Source organism: Magnetovibrio blakemorei (genome assembly GCF_001746755.1).
GTDB lineage: Bacteria > Pseudomonadota > Alphaproteobacteria > Rhodospirillales > Magnetovibrionaceae > Magnetovibrio > Magnetovibrio blakemorei.
Genome location: NZ_MCGG01000055.1, coordinates 1 through 14,126, shown reverse-complemented (window position 1 = coordinate 14,126; position 14,126 = coordinate 1). Strand labels below are relative to the sequence as shown.

The following is a 14,126-nucleotide window of genomic DNA, read 5'->3' as shown; positions in this document are numbered from 1 at the left end:
GAGGCCTTGGGACCGCTACAAATACTTATCGGCAAACGCACCGGCATCGAGGCGACGAAAATCGTCCATGCGTTCGTTGATCAACTCGCGTGGCCAGTCCCACCACTTTAAAGCCGCCAGCTTTTCGCACGTTTCGTCGTCAAAGCGTTTGCGAATGGGTTTGCCGGGCACGCCGCCAATGATCGTGTAAGGGGCGACATCTTTTGTCACCACGGCCCCTGAGCCAATGGCGGCCCCGTCGCCGATGGTGACGTTGCCCATAACCGTCACCCCGTGGCCCACCCAGACGTCGTTGCCGATGGTGACGGGAAAACCGCGCCGCCAATCAAAAAAACCGGGATCGTCTTCGCCCAATTCAAACAAGGCGGTGCGATAGGTGAAGTGATGCAGCGCGGCGCGTTCCAAAGGATGATTGCCGGGATTGATCCGCACATGGGCTGCGATGGAACAAAATTTTCCGATGGTGGTGTAAATGACATCTCCATCGTTACAGATGTACGAATAGTCGCCCATCACCGTTTCGGACAACTTTGTCCGCTCGCCAACCTCCGTCCAAAGGCCCAAGGTGCAATCTGCCGTTACGTTGGCGGTGGGGTGGATGCACGCTTGTGTTCCCAGCGTGCGTGACCATTGATTGTCCATTGTCGTTCCTAATTCTTGAATTTAGGGGCAGAACTCTATGAAACACGCGTTGCCGTTTCATGACGGTAATACCAATTGCGGCGTTAACGCAGTTCAAGATCCGCAACGATGGCCATGTGATCACTGGGATAAAGCCCTTTGCGGCCATCCAGTGTGTGCAATGCGGGACGGGCGTGCGCCGTGACAATGTTTTTTCTGTCTGATTTCACAAACAGATGATCAATGATCCCAGCGTCCGGTGCTTTGTCGTCAATGGGATTGAGGGACGTTCTGGGGCTTTGGTCTTGTGCAAACGAAATGGCCTGTAATCCACTGCTTTTGAGGAGGCGCTGAAAAATGGGGTGCTCCGTTTTGAGGTTCATATCCCCGCCGAGGAGACACACGTCGTGTCGTCCCTGGGTTTCTCTGTGATGGATCAGGGTTTGAAGTTGTTTTTCGCGCAGTTGATCTTCGTCTTGCAGATGACTGAGATGCGTATTGCCGATCAAGACGCTCATGTCTCCTGTTTTGACCGATACCCACTGGCCCAAGCGTTCACCGTCGCGGGCGTCTTCGGGAAGAGAAACCGTTTCATGTTTTTTGACAGCGCCCTTCACCAACACGGCTAACCCTGAATGGCACAACAGTGGGGCGTCGCCCAGCAGACGGATTTTTTCCCGTGCAGGGCTATAGACGAAATCCATATTGAGCTCATTCGCCAAACGCTGGGCGACATTCAAACCGCGGGGGATTTGAGCAAAGACCTCTTGCATCAAAATGATATCCGCGTCGAGAGCGGCCAAGCCAGCCACCATCAGCGGCAAACGCCGATCCAGACTGCCTTGGCAGTTCCAAGTGTTGAAGGTGGCAATCGAAAGATGGTTCATCGCCACCCCATAACCGCAAATGATGACGGTTATGTGATGATGGATAAATGTATTGAACTGGAGGGGCCTTTCGATTCGCGTAAAATGATGGTCTACAGGGTGGTGTTTGTCCCCAGTTCTGGGGCTTTCTGGTGGTTTGACGGGATGTTACACAATCGTCTTGCACCAACGCCATGCAGGCCGTACATAGCATCGGATTTTACCGTCCTTCAGGAGAAGCCCTTGACCGATACGATGCAGACCATTGCGCAAAAAATAGCGGAAGAACTGGGTGTTCGCGATGCCCAGGTTGTGAGCACGGTTGAGCTGTTGGACGGCGGTTCAACGGTGCCGTTTATTGCGCGTTACCGCAAAGAAGCCACGGGCGGGCTGGACGATATTCAACTGCGCACCTTGGAAGAGCGGCTGCAGTATTTGCGCGATATGGAAGAGCGGCGCATCGCTATCCTCAAAAGCATCGACGAACAAGGCAAACTCAGCGACGAGTTGCGCGCCAAGCTCAACGCAGCCGAGACCAAGGCGCGTCTGGAAGACCTTTATCTGCCGTTTAAGCCCAAACGCCGCACCAAGGCGCAAATCGCGCGCGAAGCCGGGCTGGAGCCGTTGGCTTTGGGCTTGCTGGAAAACCCGAGCCTGGACCCCCGCGCCGAAGCGGTAGCCTATGTGGTTGGTGAAGTTGCCGACGTGGACGCCGCCCTGGAAGGGGCCAAGCAAATCTTGATTGAACGCTTTGCCGAAGACGCGGAACTGGTGGGGCGGTTGCGCGACGCCATGTGGGGGGAAGCCCTGTTGTGCTCAAAAGTTGTTGAGGGCAAAGAAACGGACGGCGCCAAGTTTTCTGACTATTTCAGTTACAGTGAGCCCATCAAAACCGTGCCGTCGCATCGCGCCTTGGCGCTGTTTCGCGGCCGCAAAGAAGAAGTGTTGCGGGTTTCCATGGTGGTGGGCGACCCAGAACAGCCCCCGTATCCGCACCCTTTCGAGGCGCAAGTCGCCGCGCATTTTGGCTTGAGCGAAGGCGGTCGTGCGGCGGATGGCTTTTTGCTGGACGCGGCACGCTGGGCCTGGCGGGTGAAGATCTCGTTACACATCGAACTGGATTTGATGCAACGCCTATGGTCCGATGCCGAAGAAGAAGCCATCCGCGTGTTCGCCCAAAACTTGCGCGATTTGTTGCTGGCGGCCCCTGCCGGACAGCGCGCCACCATTGGCCTGGACCCGGGCTTTCGCACCGGCGTCAAGGTGGCGGTGATGGACAGCACCGGCAAGCTGGTGGACACGGCGACCATTTATCCCCATGAACCGCAAAAACGGTGGGACGAAAGTATCGCCGTCATCGGCGCCTTGGCGCAAAAGCACGCCGTGGAGCTGCTGTCCATCGGCAACGGCACGGCGTCACGCGAAACCGACAAGCTGGCCAGCGATATCATGGCGCGTTACCCGGAACTGGGGCTGAAGAAGATTATGGTGTCGGAAGCGGGCGCGTCTGTCTATTCGGCATCGGCTTATGCGTCCCAGGAATTCCCTGACGTTGACGTGTCGATCCGTGGGGCCGCATCCATCGGCAGACGTTTGCAAGACCCGTTGGCGGAACTTGTGAAAATCGAACCCAAGGCAATCGGCGTGGGCCAATATCAGCACGATTTGTCCCAGCATCGCCTGGGCCGCGCCTTGGAAGCGGTGGTGGAAGATTGCGTCAACGCCGTGGGCGTGGATTTGAACATGGCGTCACAGCCTTTGTTGGCCCAAGTGTCGGGTCTGGGCGATAGCTTGGCGGCGAACGTGGTTGCTTATCGGGACGCTCACGGGGCCTTTCGCAATCGCAAGGAGTTGTTGAAGGTGCCGCGCCTGGGTGACAAAGCCTTTGAACAATGCGCAGGTTTTTTGCGCATCAAAGGCGGCGACAATCCGTTGGATGCATCGTCGGTGCACCCGGAAAGCTATCCGGTGGTGGAACGCATTTTGACCGTCTCAAAAACGACCTTGGCCGATTTGATGGGCAACGCCAAAGTGTTGCGTGCCCTTCAGGTGCAGGATTTCGCCAATGAAAACCACGGTGTTGAAACCGTGAAGGACATTTTGGCGGAACTGGAAAAGCCCGGCCGCGATCCGCGTCCGGAATTCAAAACCGCTGAATTTAAAGACGGCGTGGAAAAAATCAGCGATTTGAAACCGGGTATGCGCTTGGAAGGGGTCGTCACCAACGTCGCCAACTTCGGCGCGTTCGTCGACATCGGCGTCCATCAAGACGGTCTGGTGCACATTTCCCAGTTGGCGGACAGGTTTGTCAAAGACCCCCGTGAAGTGGTCAAGCCGGGCGATGTGGTGCACGTGCGGGTGCAAGAGGTTGACCCCGCACGCAAACGCATTTCGTTGACCATGCGCACCAAAGAAGATGACGGCGCGCCATCTATGCCGGCAAAACCGTCTGCGCCGCGTGAAGCCAAGCGACCCGCCCCGCAAAAACCGAAACCGTCTGCGCCTGCATCCGGGGGCGCGCTTGCTGAAGCTTTTGCCCGTGCTCAGAAAAAATAACGCCAATCCTTTTGGCTCAAGGCACGAATGTTTTCGACGTCGTGTCATAAGTCCTTTATAATTGTGTGTGATCTTTCTGTTGCTGCGCCTTAACCTGGGGGGGTCTGGGGTCTTTTCCGGAAATGAACACTAAAAACACGCAACAAAATGCTGCGATCGTCATTGGGGCCGCCCAATTGGACGACTTGGTGAAGGTGTTGCGCAAAGACGGCTACGCCACAATTGCGCCCACCACGCGGGATGGTTCCATCGTGTTGGAAGAAATTTCTTCTGCCGCCCAACTGCCATTGGGGTTGGTTGATGACCAACAACCGGGTGCGTACCGTCTCAGCAAAGCCAAAAAACCCGCCTATTTTGATTTCACCCACGGCGCGCAGTCGTGGAAGCAGTTTCTGTTTCCCGCCAAAGAAAAGCTGTGGTCAGCGCACAAAACTGCAGAGGGCTTTCAGGTCGAAGCCTCTATAGACGCTCCCAAATACGCCTTCATCGGCGTGCGAGCGTGCGAATTGGCGGCCATACGCATTCAAGACAAAGTGTTTGTTGAAGGAGAGCATGTCTCAAACGGCTACGCCCAGCGCCGCAAACAGGCGCTGATTGTGGCGGTGAACTGTCGGCGTGCAGGCGGGACTTGTTTTTGCACCTCCATGGACACGGGCCCCAAAGTCAAAGACGGTTATGATTTGGCCTTGAGCGAGCTGACCCGCAAAGGAGTCCATGAGTTTTTGCTGGAGGCGGGCAGTGCGAGCGGGCAAACCATTCTCAAACGCCTAACGGGTCGCCCTGCTGCGGCGGCTGATTTTAAAGCCGCCCAAAAAGCCTCTGACAAAGCGGCTCAATCCATGGGCCGGGAGATGCCCAAGGGGGCGGCGAAAACATTGGCGAACCATTTACAGCACCCGCGTTGGCAAGACATCGCCAAGCGGTGCCTGGATTGCGCCAACTGCACGCTGGTGTGCCCAACGTGTTTTTGCTCCACCACATCGGACAGCACCAGCTTGGATGGTCAAAATGCGGAACGCTGGCGCACCTGGGATTCGTGCTTCACGTTGGATTTTAGCTACATCCACGGCGGTGCCATTCGCCGCGACGGTGCTGAGCGCTATCGCCAGTGGATGACCCACAAGCTAACCCATTGGCACGATCAGTTTGGGGTGTCGGGCTGCGTGGGCTGCGGGCGGTGCATCACGTGGTGCCCGGTGGGCATCGACATCACCGCCGAAGTTCGAGCGATTGCGAAAGACAAATGAGGAGCGTGCACCATGGTGAAAGTTGAAGGTCTTGACAAGCTGCTGGCGGACCATCCTTTTTTCAAAGGCATGGACGATACTTCGCGCAAGACCTTGGCGGGGTGTGCGCGCAATGAACGCTTTTTGGCGGGTGAATACATCGCCCATGAAGGCAGCCCGGCGGATCGGTTTTATTTTATTCGCTCCGGCACGGTGGCGTTGGAATATCACGTGCCGGGACGCGATGGCTTGATTTTGGAAACCCTGCATGACGGCGACGTGTTTGGTTGGTCGTGGATGGTGGAACCTTATGTATGGTCCAACGACATCCGCGCGGTTGAACTCACCCGCGTGTTCAGTCTGGACGCCACGTGTTTGCGCAAAAAATTGAAAAAGGATCACAGTTTGGGCTTTGAGCTGTATAGCCGCTTCGTGCCTGTGATGGCGAGACGTCTCAGCAGCACGCGCCAGCAATTGACCGACATGTACGGCAAGTCCTGAGGGGGTGGTATGATCGCAAGCTCAAAATCTGAATCTGATACCACGACGCTTGATGCAATGACTCCGGTGCCGTTCACCATCACCAAACGCACCCAGGATTTGGCGGACACCTTCACCATAGAGTTGGAGCCGGAAAACCGTTCTGAAGGCTTTGTCTTTCAGCCCGGTCAGTTCAACATGCTCTATGCTTTTGGCGTGGGCGAGGTGCCCATCTCCATCAGTGGAGATCCGGCCAAGCCGCATAAATTGATCCACACCATTCGCGATGTTGGGGCCGTGACGCATGCCATCTCAAATCTCAAAAAAGGGAACATGTTGGGGGTGCGCGGCCCGTTCGGCAGCGCCTGGCCGGTAGAAGAAGCCATCGGTCATGACGTGGTGATCGTCGCGGGCGGCATCGGTTTGGCCCCACTGCGCCCGGCCATTGATGCCATCTTGGCCAACCGCACACAGTATGGACGGTTCGTCATTTTGTATGGCGCCCGGTCTCCTTCTGATGTTTTGTATATGAAGCAATTGCAAACGTGGCGCGGGCGCTTGGACACCTATGTCGACGTCACGGTGGATCATGCCGGGCACGATTGGGCGGGCAATGTGGGCGTGGTGACGCGCTTGATCGGGCGCGCCAATTTTGATCCCCATCACACCAAGGTGCTCATCTGCGGCCCCGAAATCATGATGCGTTTCACCATCCAGGAACTCACCGCGCAAAGTGTGGACAAGGACGATATTTACGTGTCCATGGAACGCAACATGAAGTGCGCCATCGGCCACTGTGGTCATTGTCAGTTCGGCGGGCACTTCGTGTGCAAGGATGGCCCGGTGTTTCCCTATGGCCGCATTGAATCCCTGTTGCAGGTGAGGGGGCTCTGATGGCACACAAAAAACCCAAGCTGGCAGTTTGGAAATTCTCCTCTTGCGATGGCTGTCAACTTAGCCTTTTGGGCTGCGAAGACGAGCTGTTGGATGTCGCCGAGCAAGTTGAGTTTGCCTATTTTTTGGAAGCCACCCGTGCCAAGGTCAGCGGTCCCTATGACATTTCGTTGGTGGAAGGCTCCATCACCACGGCCGAAGAGGAAGAGCGCATTCACCAAGTGCGCAAACAGTCCAAAGTCCTCATCACCATCGGCGCGTGTGCTACGGCAGGTGGCATTCAGGCGCTGAAAAATTTCGCCGACGTGGATGAGTTTATTTCGGCTGTCTATGCTCATCCTGAATACATTAAGACCTTGAGTAAATCCACCGCCATCGCCGATCACGTCCCGGTGGACTTGGAACTGCGCGGCTGCCCCATCAACAAAGTTCAGCTGTTGGAAGTTTTGGGCGCAACGTTGGTAGGCCGCAAACCCAACGTGCCCAATCACAGCCAATGCATGGAATGCAAAATGTCCGGCCAAGTGTGTGTGATGGTGGCCAAGGGACAAGCGTGCTTGGGTCCCGTCACCCAAGCCGGATGCGGCACCATCTGCCCGACCTTTGATCGCGGCTGTTATGGCTGCTTTGGGCCTAAAGAATTGTCCAACACATCGGCGCTGGCCGCCCGCTTGGGCGAATTGGGGTTAGATTCCAAACAACGCAGCGATCTGTTCCGCACCTTCAACGCTGCCGCCGAACCGTTTGCGAAAGAGAGCGTGAAGCATGACTAAAACGACGTCGCGCATCATCAAAGTTGACGCCCTGTCGCGAGTGGAAGGCGAGGGCGCGTTGGACTTGCACATTCGAGACGGCAAAATCAAAGACTTGAAATTTCGCATCTTTGAACCGCCGCGCTTTTTCGAAGCCCTGCTTCGGGGTCGTGATTTTTCCGAAGCGCCGGACATCACCTCACGCATTTGCGGCATTTGCCCCATCGCCTATTTGTTGGGCTCCAGCCAAGCCATGGAAGATGCGCTGGGCGTTTCTGTCACTGGGCCGTTGCGCGACTTGCGGCGGCTGATTTATTGCGGTGAATGGGTTGAAAGCCATGTGTTGCACGCGGCCATGCTGCATGCCCCTGATTTTTTGGAACTCGACGACGCCTTGCAAATCGCCAAGGCCAATCCCGAACTGGTGAAAAAAGCCTTGAAGCTGAAAAAGCTCGGCAACGAAATTTTGGAAGTTGTCGGCGGGCGGGCGGTGCACCCGGTGAACTTAAAAGTCGGCGGCTTTTATAAAGTCCCCACCAAGGCCCGCGTGCGCTCGCTGATCGAACCATTAAAATGGGCCATCGATGCATCCCGCGATTTGGCGTTGGCGTTCGGTGGTTTTGAATTTCCCGACTATGAATATGATTACACCTGCGTATCCATGCGCCACCCGGATGAATACGCCATTCAAGATGGACGGATCATTTCGAACCGGGGGCTGGACATCGGGGTGTCTGAATTTCCCGATCACTTTGTGGAAGAACATGTCGCCCATTCCAACGCCCTGCACGGCAAGACCAAAACGGGCGAAGCGTATTTGGTGGGGCCGTTGGCGCGCTACAACAACAACTTCGATCAGTTGTCAAAATTGGCCAAGGCGACGGCTAAAGATGCCGGGTTGGGTAAAATCTGCATCAATCCGTTTCAAAGCATCATCGTGCGCATGGTCGAAACACTCTATGCCTTTGAAGAATCTCTACGCATCGCTTTGGCTTACGAAGAACCCGACGCGTCGTGTGTTCAGGTGACGCCTCGTGCGGGCACCGGACATGGCTGCACCGAAGCGCCGCGGGGCATTTGTTATCATCGCTATAGTTTGGACAAAAACGGCTTGATCACCAAGGCCACCATCATGCCGCCGACCGCGCAAAACCAAAAACAAATTGAGATTGACTTGCATGGCGTGGTCGAGCGTTATATGGACTTGGCGGACGAAAAATTGAAATGGCGCTGTGAGCAGACCATTCGCAACTATGACCCCTGTATTTCGTGCGCCACGCATTTTTTGAAATTGAACGTAACCCGTGACTGAAATTCCAACACAACCGAGTCCATGGATCATCGGCGTCGGCAACCCCATGCGCGGCGATGACGGTGTGGGAGCGGCGGTGGCGGCGCAGTTGCGCGCTGACAACATCGAAGCGTTTGATTTTGATGGCGATGGCGCGGAACTGATGGAGATGTGGGCGCATCAGGGGCAAGTGATCCTCATCGACGCGGCGGTGTCGGGCGCGCCCTTGGGCACGGTGCACCGCTTTGACGCCAACTCTGACGTCTTGCCGCGCAACTTTTTTCGCCATTCCAGCCATCAATTCGGTGTTGCCGAAGCCGTTGAAATGGCGCGGGTTCTCGACCGATTGCCCAGAAATCTGATCATTTATGCCATTGAAGGGCATAATTTCAACCTGGGCGCACCGCTGTCGAAGGATGTGGAATTGGCTGTTTTGGATACGGTTGATCGTATCAAGGCCGATATTGCGCCCTAGTTCTCAATAGCCCCTTGCTCCCAAGTGTTGGGCGCGCTACACACGGCCCATGGCTGCACCTTTACTCACCCTTCGCGACATTCATCTGACCTTTGGCGGCACGCCGCTGTTGGAAGGTGCCGACCTGACCGTGGCGGCGGGCGAACGCATGTGCCTGGTTGGGCGCAACGGCTGCGGCAAATCCACCTTGTTGAAAATCGCGGCAGGTTTGATCGAACCCGACAACGGGGAGCGGGTGCTGCAAACCGGAACCTCGGTCAATTACCTGCCTCAAGAGCCGGATTTGAGCGGCTTTGCCACGGCGCTTGAATACGTCGAAGCGGGGCTTGGTCCCCATGATGATCTGTACCGCGCCCAGGTGTTGCTGACGGATTTGGGTCTTAATGGTCAAGAAGACCCCAAAACGCTTTCCGGTGGTGAAGCGCGCCGCGCGGCTTTGGCCCGGGCCTTGGCTCCCAAACCCGATGTGTTGTTGTTGGACGAGCCCACCAACCATTTGGATCTGGCGGTGATCGAATGGTTGGAACAAGAGCTGAATGCCCTCAACGCAGCGTTGGTGGTGATCAGCCATGATCGGCGCTTTTTGGAAAATGTATCGCAGTCCAGCGTGTGGATTTACCAAGGCGTGACCCACAAACTGCCCAAATCGTTTGCCCACTTCGAAGCCTGGCGCGATGAAACTTTGGGGCAAATCGAACTGGATCAGCACAAGCTGGACCGCAAGATCGTGCGCGAATTGCATTGGCTGCAACGCGGCGTCACCGGGCGGCGCAAACGCAACATGGGCCGTTTGCGCGCCTTGGACCAATTGCGCCAAGACCGCCGCGACCAGATGGGGCCGACGGGCTCCGTCAAGCTGACGGCGTCAGAATCCGGCAAATCGGGAAAGCGGGTGATGGAAGCCGAGGGTATTTCCAAATCTTACGGCGATAACACCGTGGTCAAAGATTTTTCCACTCGCATTTTGCGCGGCGACCGGCTGGGCATCGTCGGGGCCAACGGGGCGGGCAAGACCACGCTGCTGAAAATGTTGATTGGCACGTTGGAGCCCGATAGCGGCACCGTGTTGATGGGCACCAAAATTGAAATGGCCAGCCTGGACCAAATGCGCGACGCGCTCAATCCCGATTGGACGTTGGTGGATGTGCTCACCGGGCGCAACGGCGACAGTGTCACCGTCGGCGGACAGCAAAAGCACGTGATGGGCTATATGCAAGACTTCCTGTTTGCCCCGGAACAAGCCAACACGCCGGTTCAGGCGTTGTCCGGGGGCGAACGCGGTCGTTTGATGCTGGCGCGCGCCATGACCCAGCCGGCCAATTTGTTGGTGTTGGACGAACCGACCAACGATCTGGATTTGGAAACGCTGGATTTGCTGCAAGAAATGATTGCCGAATTCGATGGTACGGTGATTTTGGTGAGCCATGATCGCGACTTTTTGGATCGGGTGGCGACGTCCGTCATCATCAACGAAGGTCAAGGCCGATGGCAGGAATATCCGGGCGGCTATTCGGACATGGTCATGCAACGCGGCCATGGCGTCAGCGCCCGTGCTCCCGTTGCAGCCAGCCAGAGCAAGCGCGTTAGGTCGCCAAAACAGGCGGAAGCCCCGGCGGAGCCTTCAAAGCTGAAGCTGTCGTACAAAGAAAAGTTTGCTCTGGAAACCCTGCCCGCGCGCATGGAAACGCTGAGCGGCGAAATTGACGCCCTACAGGCCAAAATGGACGACCCCGGTTTTTATGCCCGCGATCCCCAAGCCTTCAACAAGCTGGCGGGGAAATTGGAATCCAAGTCAGCCGAATTGAAAGCGGCCGAAGAACAGTGGCTCACTTTGGAAATGCTGCGCGAAGAAATCGACAACGCCTAAACGCTTTTAGCTGATTTAGGTTGAGCCATTTGCAACACAATCGTTGCCCCCAACACCAACACAAGTCCCGGATAGGTGAGGGCGGGCGGCATGTCATGGCCCAGCACCAAACCGATGATCAGCACCAGCACGGGGTTTAAGTACGTGTATGACAACACTTTGGTCGGCCCCAGCACCAGGGCGCTCCACTGAAACACAAAAAAGGTGATGACGGTGGTGAACACCGCCAGATACAAAATCCCCCCATAGACGTTCAATGGCACGCTGGCCCAATCCACATGGCCGATGCGTGGCAGCGCCAACAGGGATAACCACGCGGTCCCGGTGACGAGGATCCAAAAACTCATCCGCGCCATGGGTTCGCCCCGGTGCAGGTACTTCACCAATGGACCGTAAAAGCCCATGGACACGGTGGCGGCGCAAAAGATGGCGTCGCCTCGGTTGAGGTCGAACGCGCCTAAATCGGCAAAATTACCGCGAAAAATAACCCAAATAGCCCCCACACAGCCCAGCCCCAAAGCGACGAACGAACGGTTTTTCAGCCGTTCTTTCAACAACACTGCCGACACCGCGGCGGCAATCATCGGCGTGAAGGTGAAGATGGTGGCGGTGTTGAGCGGGGTGGTGAAGCGCAACGCTTCGAACATGCCCCAAAAAAAGCCCACCATCGCCGCGCTCACCAAAGCATAACGGCCCAAGTCTTTGAGGGTAGGTCGGGGCAGACCAATCCGCCACGCCACCAACGGCCCGAAAATCACCGCCGCCAAGGCAAACCGCAGCAAGGTCAGCACCACACTGTCCAGTTCCGGCGCGATGGCAGCACCCACGGGAAACGACGTGGAAACCAGTACGGTCGCGCAAAGGGTCAGGATTTGGGCGCGTTTTTCAAGGGGTGACATGGTGGCTTTTCGTCTCCACATAGGTATTGAGCCTAGCCTAAGCGAAATGGCAGGGCGGGTACAGTAGAGCTGCACTGTTTCGTGGTATGATCGCAGGCAAAGTGATATGAGGACGCATGACCCAAAAAAACATCCCCCACCGTTCTGAGCTGTTGATGCCTGCTGGCTCTTTGGCGAAGCTGAAAACGGCGATTTTGTACGGCGCAGACGCGGTCTATGCTGGCACGCCCGATTTGTCGTTGCGCACCCAGTCGGAATTCAGCTTGGAAGAGCTGTTGGAAGGCGTGCGCTTTGTCCATGCCCACGGTAAACGCATCTATCTGACGCTGAATCTGTTCACCCACAACAGAGATATCGAAAAGCTGCCGGAATTTGTCCAAACCGTGCGCAAAGTGGCCCCCGATGGGGTCATCGTGGCGGACCAAGGCGTGCTGCATTACCTGGCCGAATACGCCCCGGAACTGGACGTGCATGTGTCCACCCAGGCCAATGCGTGTTCGTGGCTGACGGTGCAAAGTTGGGCCAAGATGGGGGCCAAGTTATGCGTGCTGGCGCGCGAAGTCAGCTTTGAAGAACTGAAGGAAATTCGCGAAAAATGTCCCGACATCAAATTGGAAGCGTTCATTCACGGGGCCATGTGCATGACCTATTCGGGGCGCTGCTTGTTGTCGAATTATCTGGCGGAACGGGGGGCCAACCAGGGCAATTGCGCGCAAAGTTGTCGGTGGAATTACAAAGTCAGGGCACGGCGCAAAGACGGCAGCGAAGTTGAGATCACACCTGAAAATAAAGACGACTTCGATTTTTTCTTGGAAGAAGAGTTCCGCCCCGGTGAATTGATGAAGCTGGAAGAAGACGATCGCGGTTCTTACATCTTGAACGCCAAAGACTTGTGTTTGATGCCCAAGTTGGATGAGTATCTGCGCATCGGCATCGACAGCTTAAAAGTTGAAGGGCGCAACAAAAGTGAATATTACGCCGCGGTGACGGCGCGTGCCTACCGTTTGGCCATCGATGCGTGGTACGCTGACCCGGAAAGTTGGACGCCGGATCCTTATTTGCGCGAAATCTATACCCTGCAAAATCGCGGCTATTCCTTGGGCTTTCACGAAGGACGACTGACCAATATCGCACACAATTATGAGCGCACCGACACCGTCGGTGGCTGGCTGTTTGCGGGCGTGATTGAACGCTGGGACGGCGACGACATCATCTTTGGTCTGCGCAATCCGTTGGTGTCGGGCTCGGTTGTGGAGTTTTTGGGTCCCAACGACATTGAACCCATTCGTTTGCGCCTTTACGAGTTTATCGATGCGGCGTCCGGCAAGGTGACGGAAAAAGCATCCCCCGGCCAAGGCCGTGCGGTGCGCATTCCGGCGTCGCTGTTTCACAACGAAGACAGCGCCAACTTAAAACGCATGTTGCCGCCGTTCAGCGTTGGCCGCACCGAGGCGGTGCTCAATGAAGACCGTCAAGCACTGCTGCAAGGCAACTTGATGAGCATGGATGTGGAACGCGGATTGCGTGACGGATCTGAAGCGCGCCCGACCTTAAAAGGCCGCGCCCACACGGGCAAAACCCCGGCCCAAGGGCTGGACAGTTGTTGCGGTCTGGGGTGTAACGGTTGCTTGATGTTTTGGAACGACGAAAAATACGAAAAAGCCCGCGAAACCCTCAAAGCCAAAAAAATCGGTCAAATGCTGAAGGCGGAAGACATCGCTTAGTCGTGGGTTATATGTCGCAGCCCTCAGTTGCTTCTGGCGGGAAGTGAAGCGTGATCGTTGAGCCCGTATCCAGGGTGCCGGTCACAATTAACGCGCCGTCATGCAGTTCCATGATTTTCTGGCTGAAAGAAAGTCCCAATCCGGTGCCCTGGTAACGTCTGGCAAGAGCGGTTCCGTGGACTTGGCGAAAGGGCTGCAAGGCAATTTTGATTTGCTCTTCAGTCATGCCGATGCCGGTGTCCGTTATGGAGATGTTGTGTCCCGTTTCATCGCAATGATTGGTGATCGTGATTTCCCCCGCATCGGTGAATTTGATGGCATTGCCGATCACATTCAAAATCACCTGCTTTATGCGCAAAGGATCAATGAGCAGCTTGTGCATGTCGTGGGTTTTGTTGTGGAGGGTCAGGCCTTTTGACTGCGCCTGAATGCTTAAAATTGTAAGGACCTCATCCACAAGTGTGGCGGTAAACGT

General features: G+C 56.1%; 13 protein-coding genes. 9 read left to right on the top strand and 4 right to left on the bottom strand.

Annotation, left to right across the window (positions count from 1 at the left end):
• Positions 1-15: 15 nt before the first annotated feature.
• Complete coding sequence (locus tag BEN30_RS14000) at positions 16-642, bottom strand: LbetaH domain-containing protein (RefSeq protein ID WP_069958952.1); 627 nt, start codon at positions 640-642, stop codon at positions 16-18.
• A gap of 83 nt (positions 643-725) precedes the next feature.
• A complete protein-coding gene (locus tag BEN30_RS13995; protein WP_069958951.1) occupies positions 726-1,508 on the bottom strand; it encodes an endonuclease/exonuclease/phosphatase family protein in 783 nt (260 codons plus the stop codon).
• Positions 1,509-1,742: 234 nt separating this feature from the next.
• On the opposite strand from BEN30_RS13995, the gene BEN30_RS13990 reads away from it, so the two are divergent.
• The 8 genes from BEN30_RS13990 to BEN30_RS13955 all read left to right on the top strand — a co-directional run bounded on the left by BEN30_RS13990 (position 1,743) and on the right by BEN30_RS13955 (position 11,028).
• Positions 1,743-4,043, top strand: a complete 2,301-nt coding sequence (locus BEN30_RS13990) for a Tex family protein (RefSeq protein ID WP_069958950.1) — start codon at positions 1,743-1,745, stop codon at positions 4,041-4,043.
• Positions 4,044-4,165: 122 nt separating this feature from the next.
• Entirely contained in the window at positions 4,166-5,290 is a 1,125-nt protein-coding gene (locus BEN30_RS13985; RefSeq protein ID WP_084005586.1) for a 4Fe-4S dicluster domain-containing protein, read from the top strand.
• A gap of 12 nt (positions 5,291-5,302) precedes the next feature.
• On the top strand, positions 5,303-5,770 hold the full coding sequence (locus BEN30_RS13980; protein ID WP_069958949.1) for a cyclic nucleotide-binding domain-containing protein: 468 nt from the start codon (positions 5,303-5,305) through the stop codon (positions 5,768-5,770).
• A 9-nt stretch (positions 5,771-5,779) separates the two neighbouring features.
• Complete coding sequence (locus BEN30_RS13975) at positions 5,780-6,643, top strand: FAD/NAD(P)-binding protein (RefSeq protein WP_069958948.1); 864 nt, start codon at positions 5,780-5,782, stop codon at positions 6,641-6,643.
• Positions 6,643-7,416: an NADH-quinone oxidoreductase subunit B family protein gene (locus tag BEN30_RS13970; RefSeq protein WP_069958947.1), complete on the top strand. Its 774-nt coding sequence runs from the start codon at positions 6,643-6,645 to the stop codon at positions 7,414-7,416. The genes BEN30_RS13975 and BEN30_RS13970 overlap by 1 nt, the downstream gene beginning before the upstream one ends.
• Complete coding sequence (locus tag BEN30_RS13965; RefSeq protein WP_069958946.1) at positions 7,409-8,707, top strand: Ni/Fe hydrogenase subunit alpha; 1,299 nt, start codon at positions 7,409-7,411, stop codon at positions 8,705-8,707. Before BEN30_RS13970 ends, BEN30_RS13965 begins: the two co-directional genes overlap by 8 nt.
• Entirely contained in the window at positions 8,700-9,161 is a 462-nt protein-coding gene (locus BEN30_RS13960) for a hydrogenase maturation protease (protein ID WP_084005584.1), read from the top strand. Before BEN30_RS13965 ends, BEN30_RS13960 begins: the two co-directional genes overlap by 8 nt.
• Before the next feature lie 49 nt (positions 9,162-9,210).
• Positions 9,211-11,028, top strand: a complete 1,818-nt coding sequence (locus BEN30_RS13955; RefSeq protein ID WP_069958945.1) for an ATP-binding cassette domain-containing protein — start codon at positions 9,211-9,213, stop codon at positions 11,026-11,028.
• Here the strand turns inward: BEN30_RS13955 and BEN30_RS13950 are convergent.
• Complete coding sequence (locus tag BEN30_RS13950; protein WP_069959041.1) at positions 11,025-11,927, bottom strand: DMT family transporter; 903 nt, start codon at positions 11,925-11,927, stop codon at positions 11,025-11,027. The two genes, BEN30_RS13955 and BEN30_RS13950, sit on opposite strands and share 4 nt — an antisense overlap.
• A gap of 116 nt (positions 11,928-12,043) precedes the next feature.
• On the opposite strand from BEN30_RS13950, the gene BEN30_RS13945 reads away from it, so the two are divergent.
• Positions 12,044-13,651: a U32 family peptidase gene (locus BEN30_RS13945; RefSeq protein ID WP_069958944.1), complete on the top strand. Its 1,608-nt coding sequence runs from the start codon at positions 12,044-12,046 to the stop codon at positions 13,649-13,651.
• 7 nt (positions 13,652-13,658) lie between these two features.
• Here BEN30_RS13945 and BEN30_RS13940 read toward each other — a convergent pair.
• The coding region (locus tag BEN30_RS13940; RefSeq protein WP_170827069.1) for a sensor histidine kinase at positions 13,659-14,126 on the bottom strand (468 nt) is incomplete at its 5' end.

What these genes read in the sequence shown, in the direction of transcription:
- BEN30_RS14000 (WP_069958952.1), bottom strand. Translation starts at nt 642, where the DNA reads ATGGACAATCAATGGTCACGCACGCTGGGAACACAAGCGTGCATCCAC.
- BEN30_RS13995 (WP_069958951.1), bottom strand. Translation starts at nt 1,508, where the DNA reads ATGAACCATCTTTCGATTGCCACCTTCAACACTTGGAACTGCCAAGGC.
- BEN30_RS13990 (WP_069958950.1), top strand. Translation starts at nt 1,743, where the DNA reads ATGCAGACCATTGCGCAAAAAATAGCGGAAGAACTGGGTGTTCGCGAT.
- BEN30_RS13985 (WP_084005586.1), top strand. Translation starts at nt 4,166, where the DNA reads ATGAACACTAAAAACACGCAACAAAATGCTGCGATCGTCATTGGGGCC.
- BEN30_RS13980 (WP_069958949.1), top strand. Translation starts at nt 5,303, where the DNA reads ATGGTGAAAGTTGAAGGTCTTGACAAGCTGCTGGCGGACCATCCTTTT.
- BEN30_RS13975 (WP_069958948.1), top strand. Translation starts at nt 5,780, where the DNA reads ATGATCGCAAGCTCAAAATCTGAATCTGATACCACGACGCTTGATGCA.
- BEN30_RS13970 (WP_069958947.1), top strand. Translation starts at nt 6,643, where the DNA reads ATGGCACACAAAAAACCCAAGCTGGCAGTTTGGAAATTCTCCTCTTGC.
- BEN30_RS13965 (WP_069958946.1), top strand. Translation starts at nt 7,409, where the DNA reads ATGACTAAAACGACGTCGCGCATCATCAAAGTTGACGCCCTGTCGCGA.
- BEN30_RS13955 (WP_069958945.1), top strand. Translation starts at nt 9,211, where the DNA reads ATGGCTGCACCTTTACTCACCCTTCGCGACATTCATCTGACCTTTGGC.
- BEN30_RS13950 (WP_069959041.1), bottom strand. Translation starts at nt 11,927, where the DNA reads ATGTCACCCCTTGAAAAACGCGCCCAAATCCTGACCCTTTGCGCGACC.
- BEN30_RS13945 (WP_069958944.1), top strand. Translation starts at nt 12,044, where the DNA reads ATGACCCAAAAAAACATCCCCCACCGTTCTGAGCTGTTGATGCCTGCT.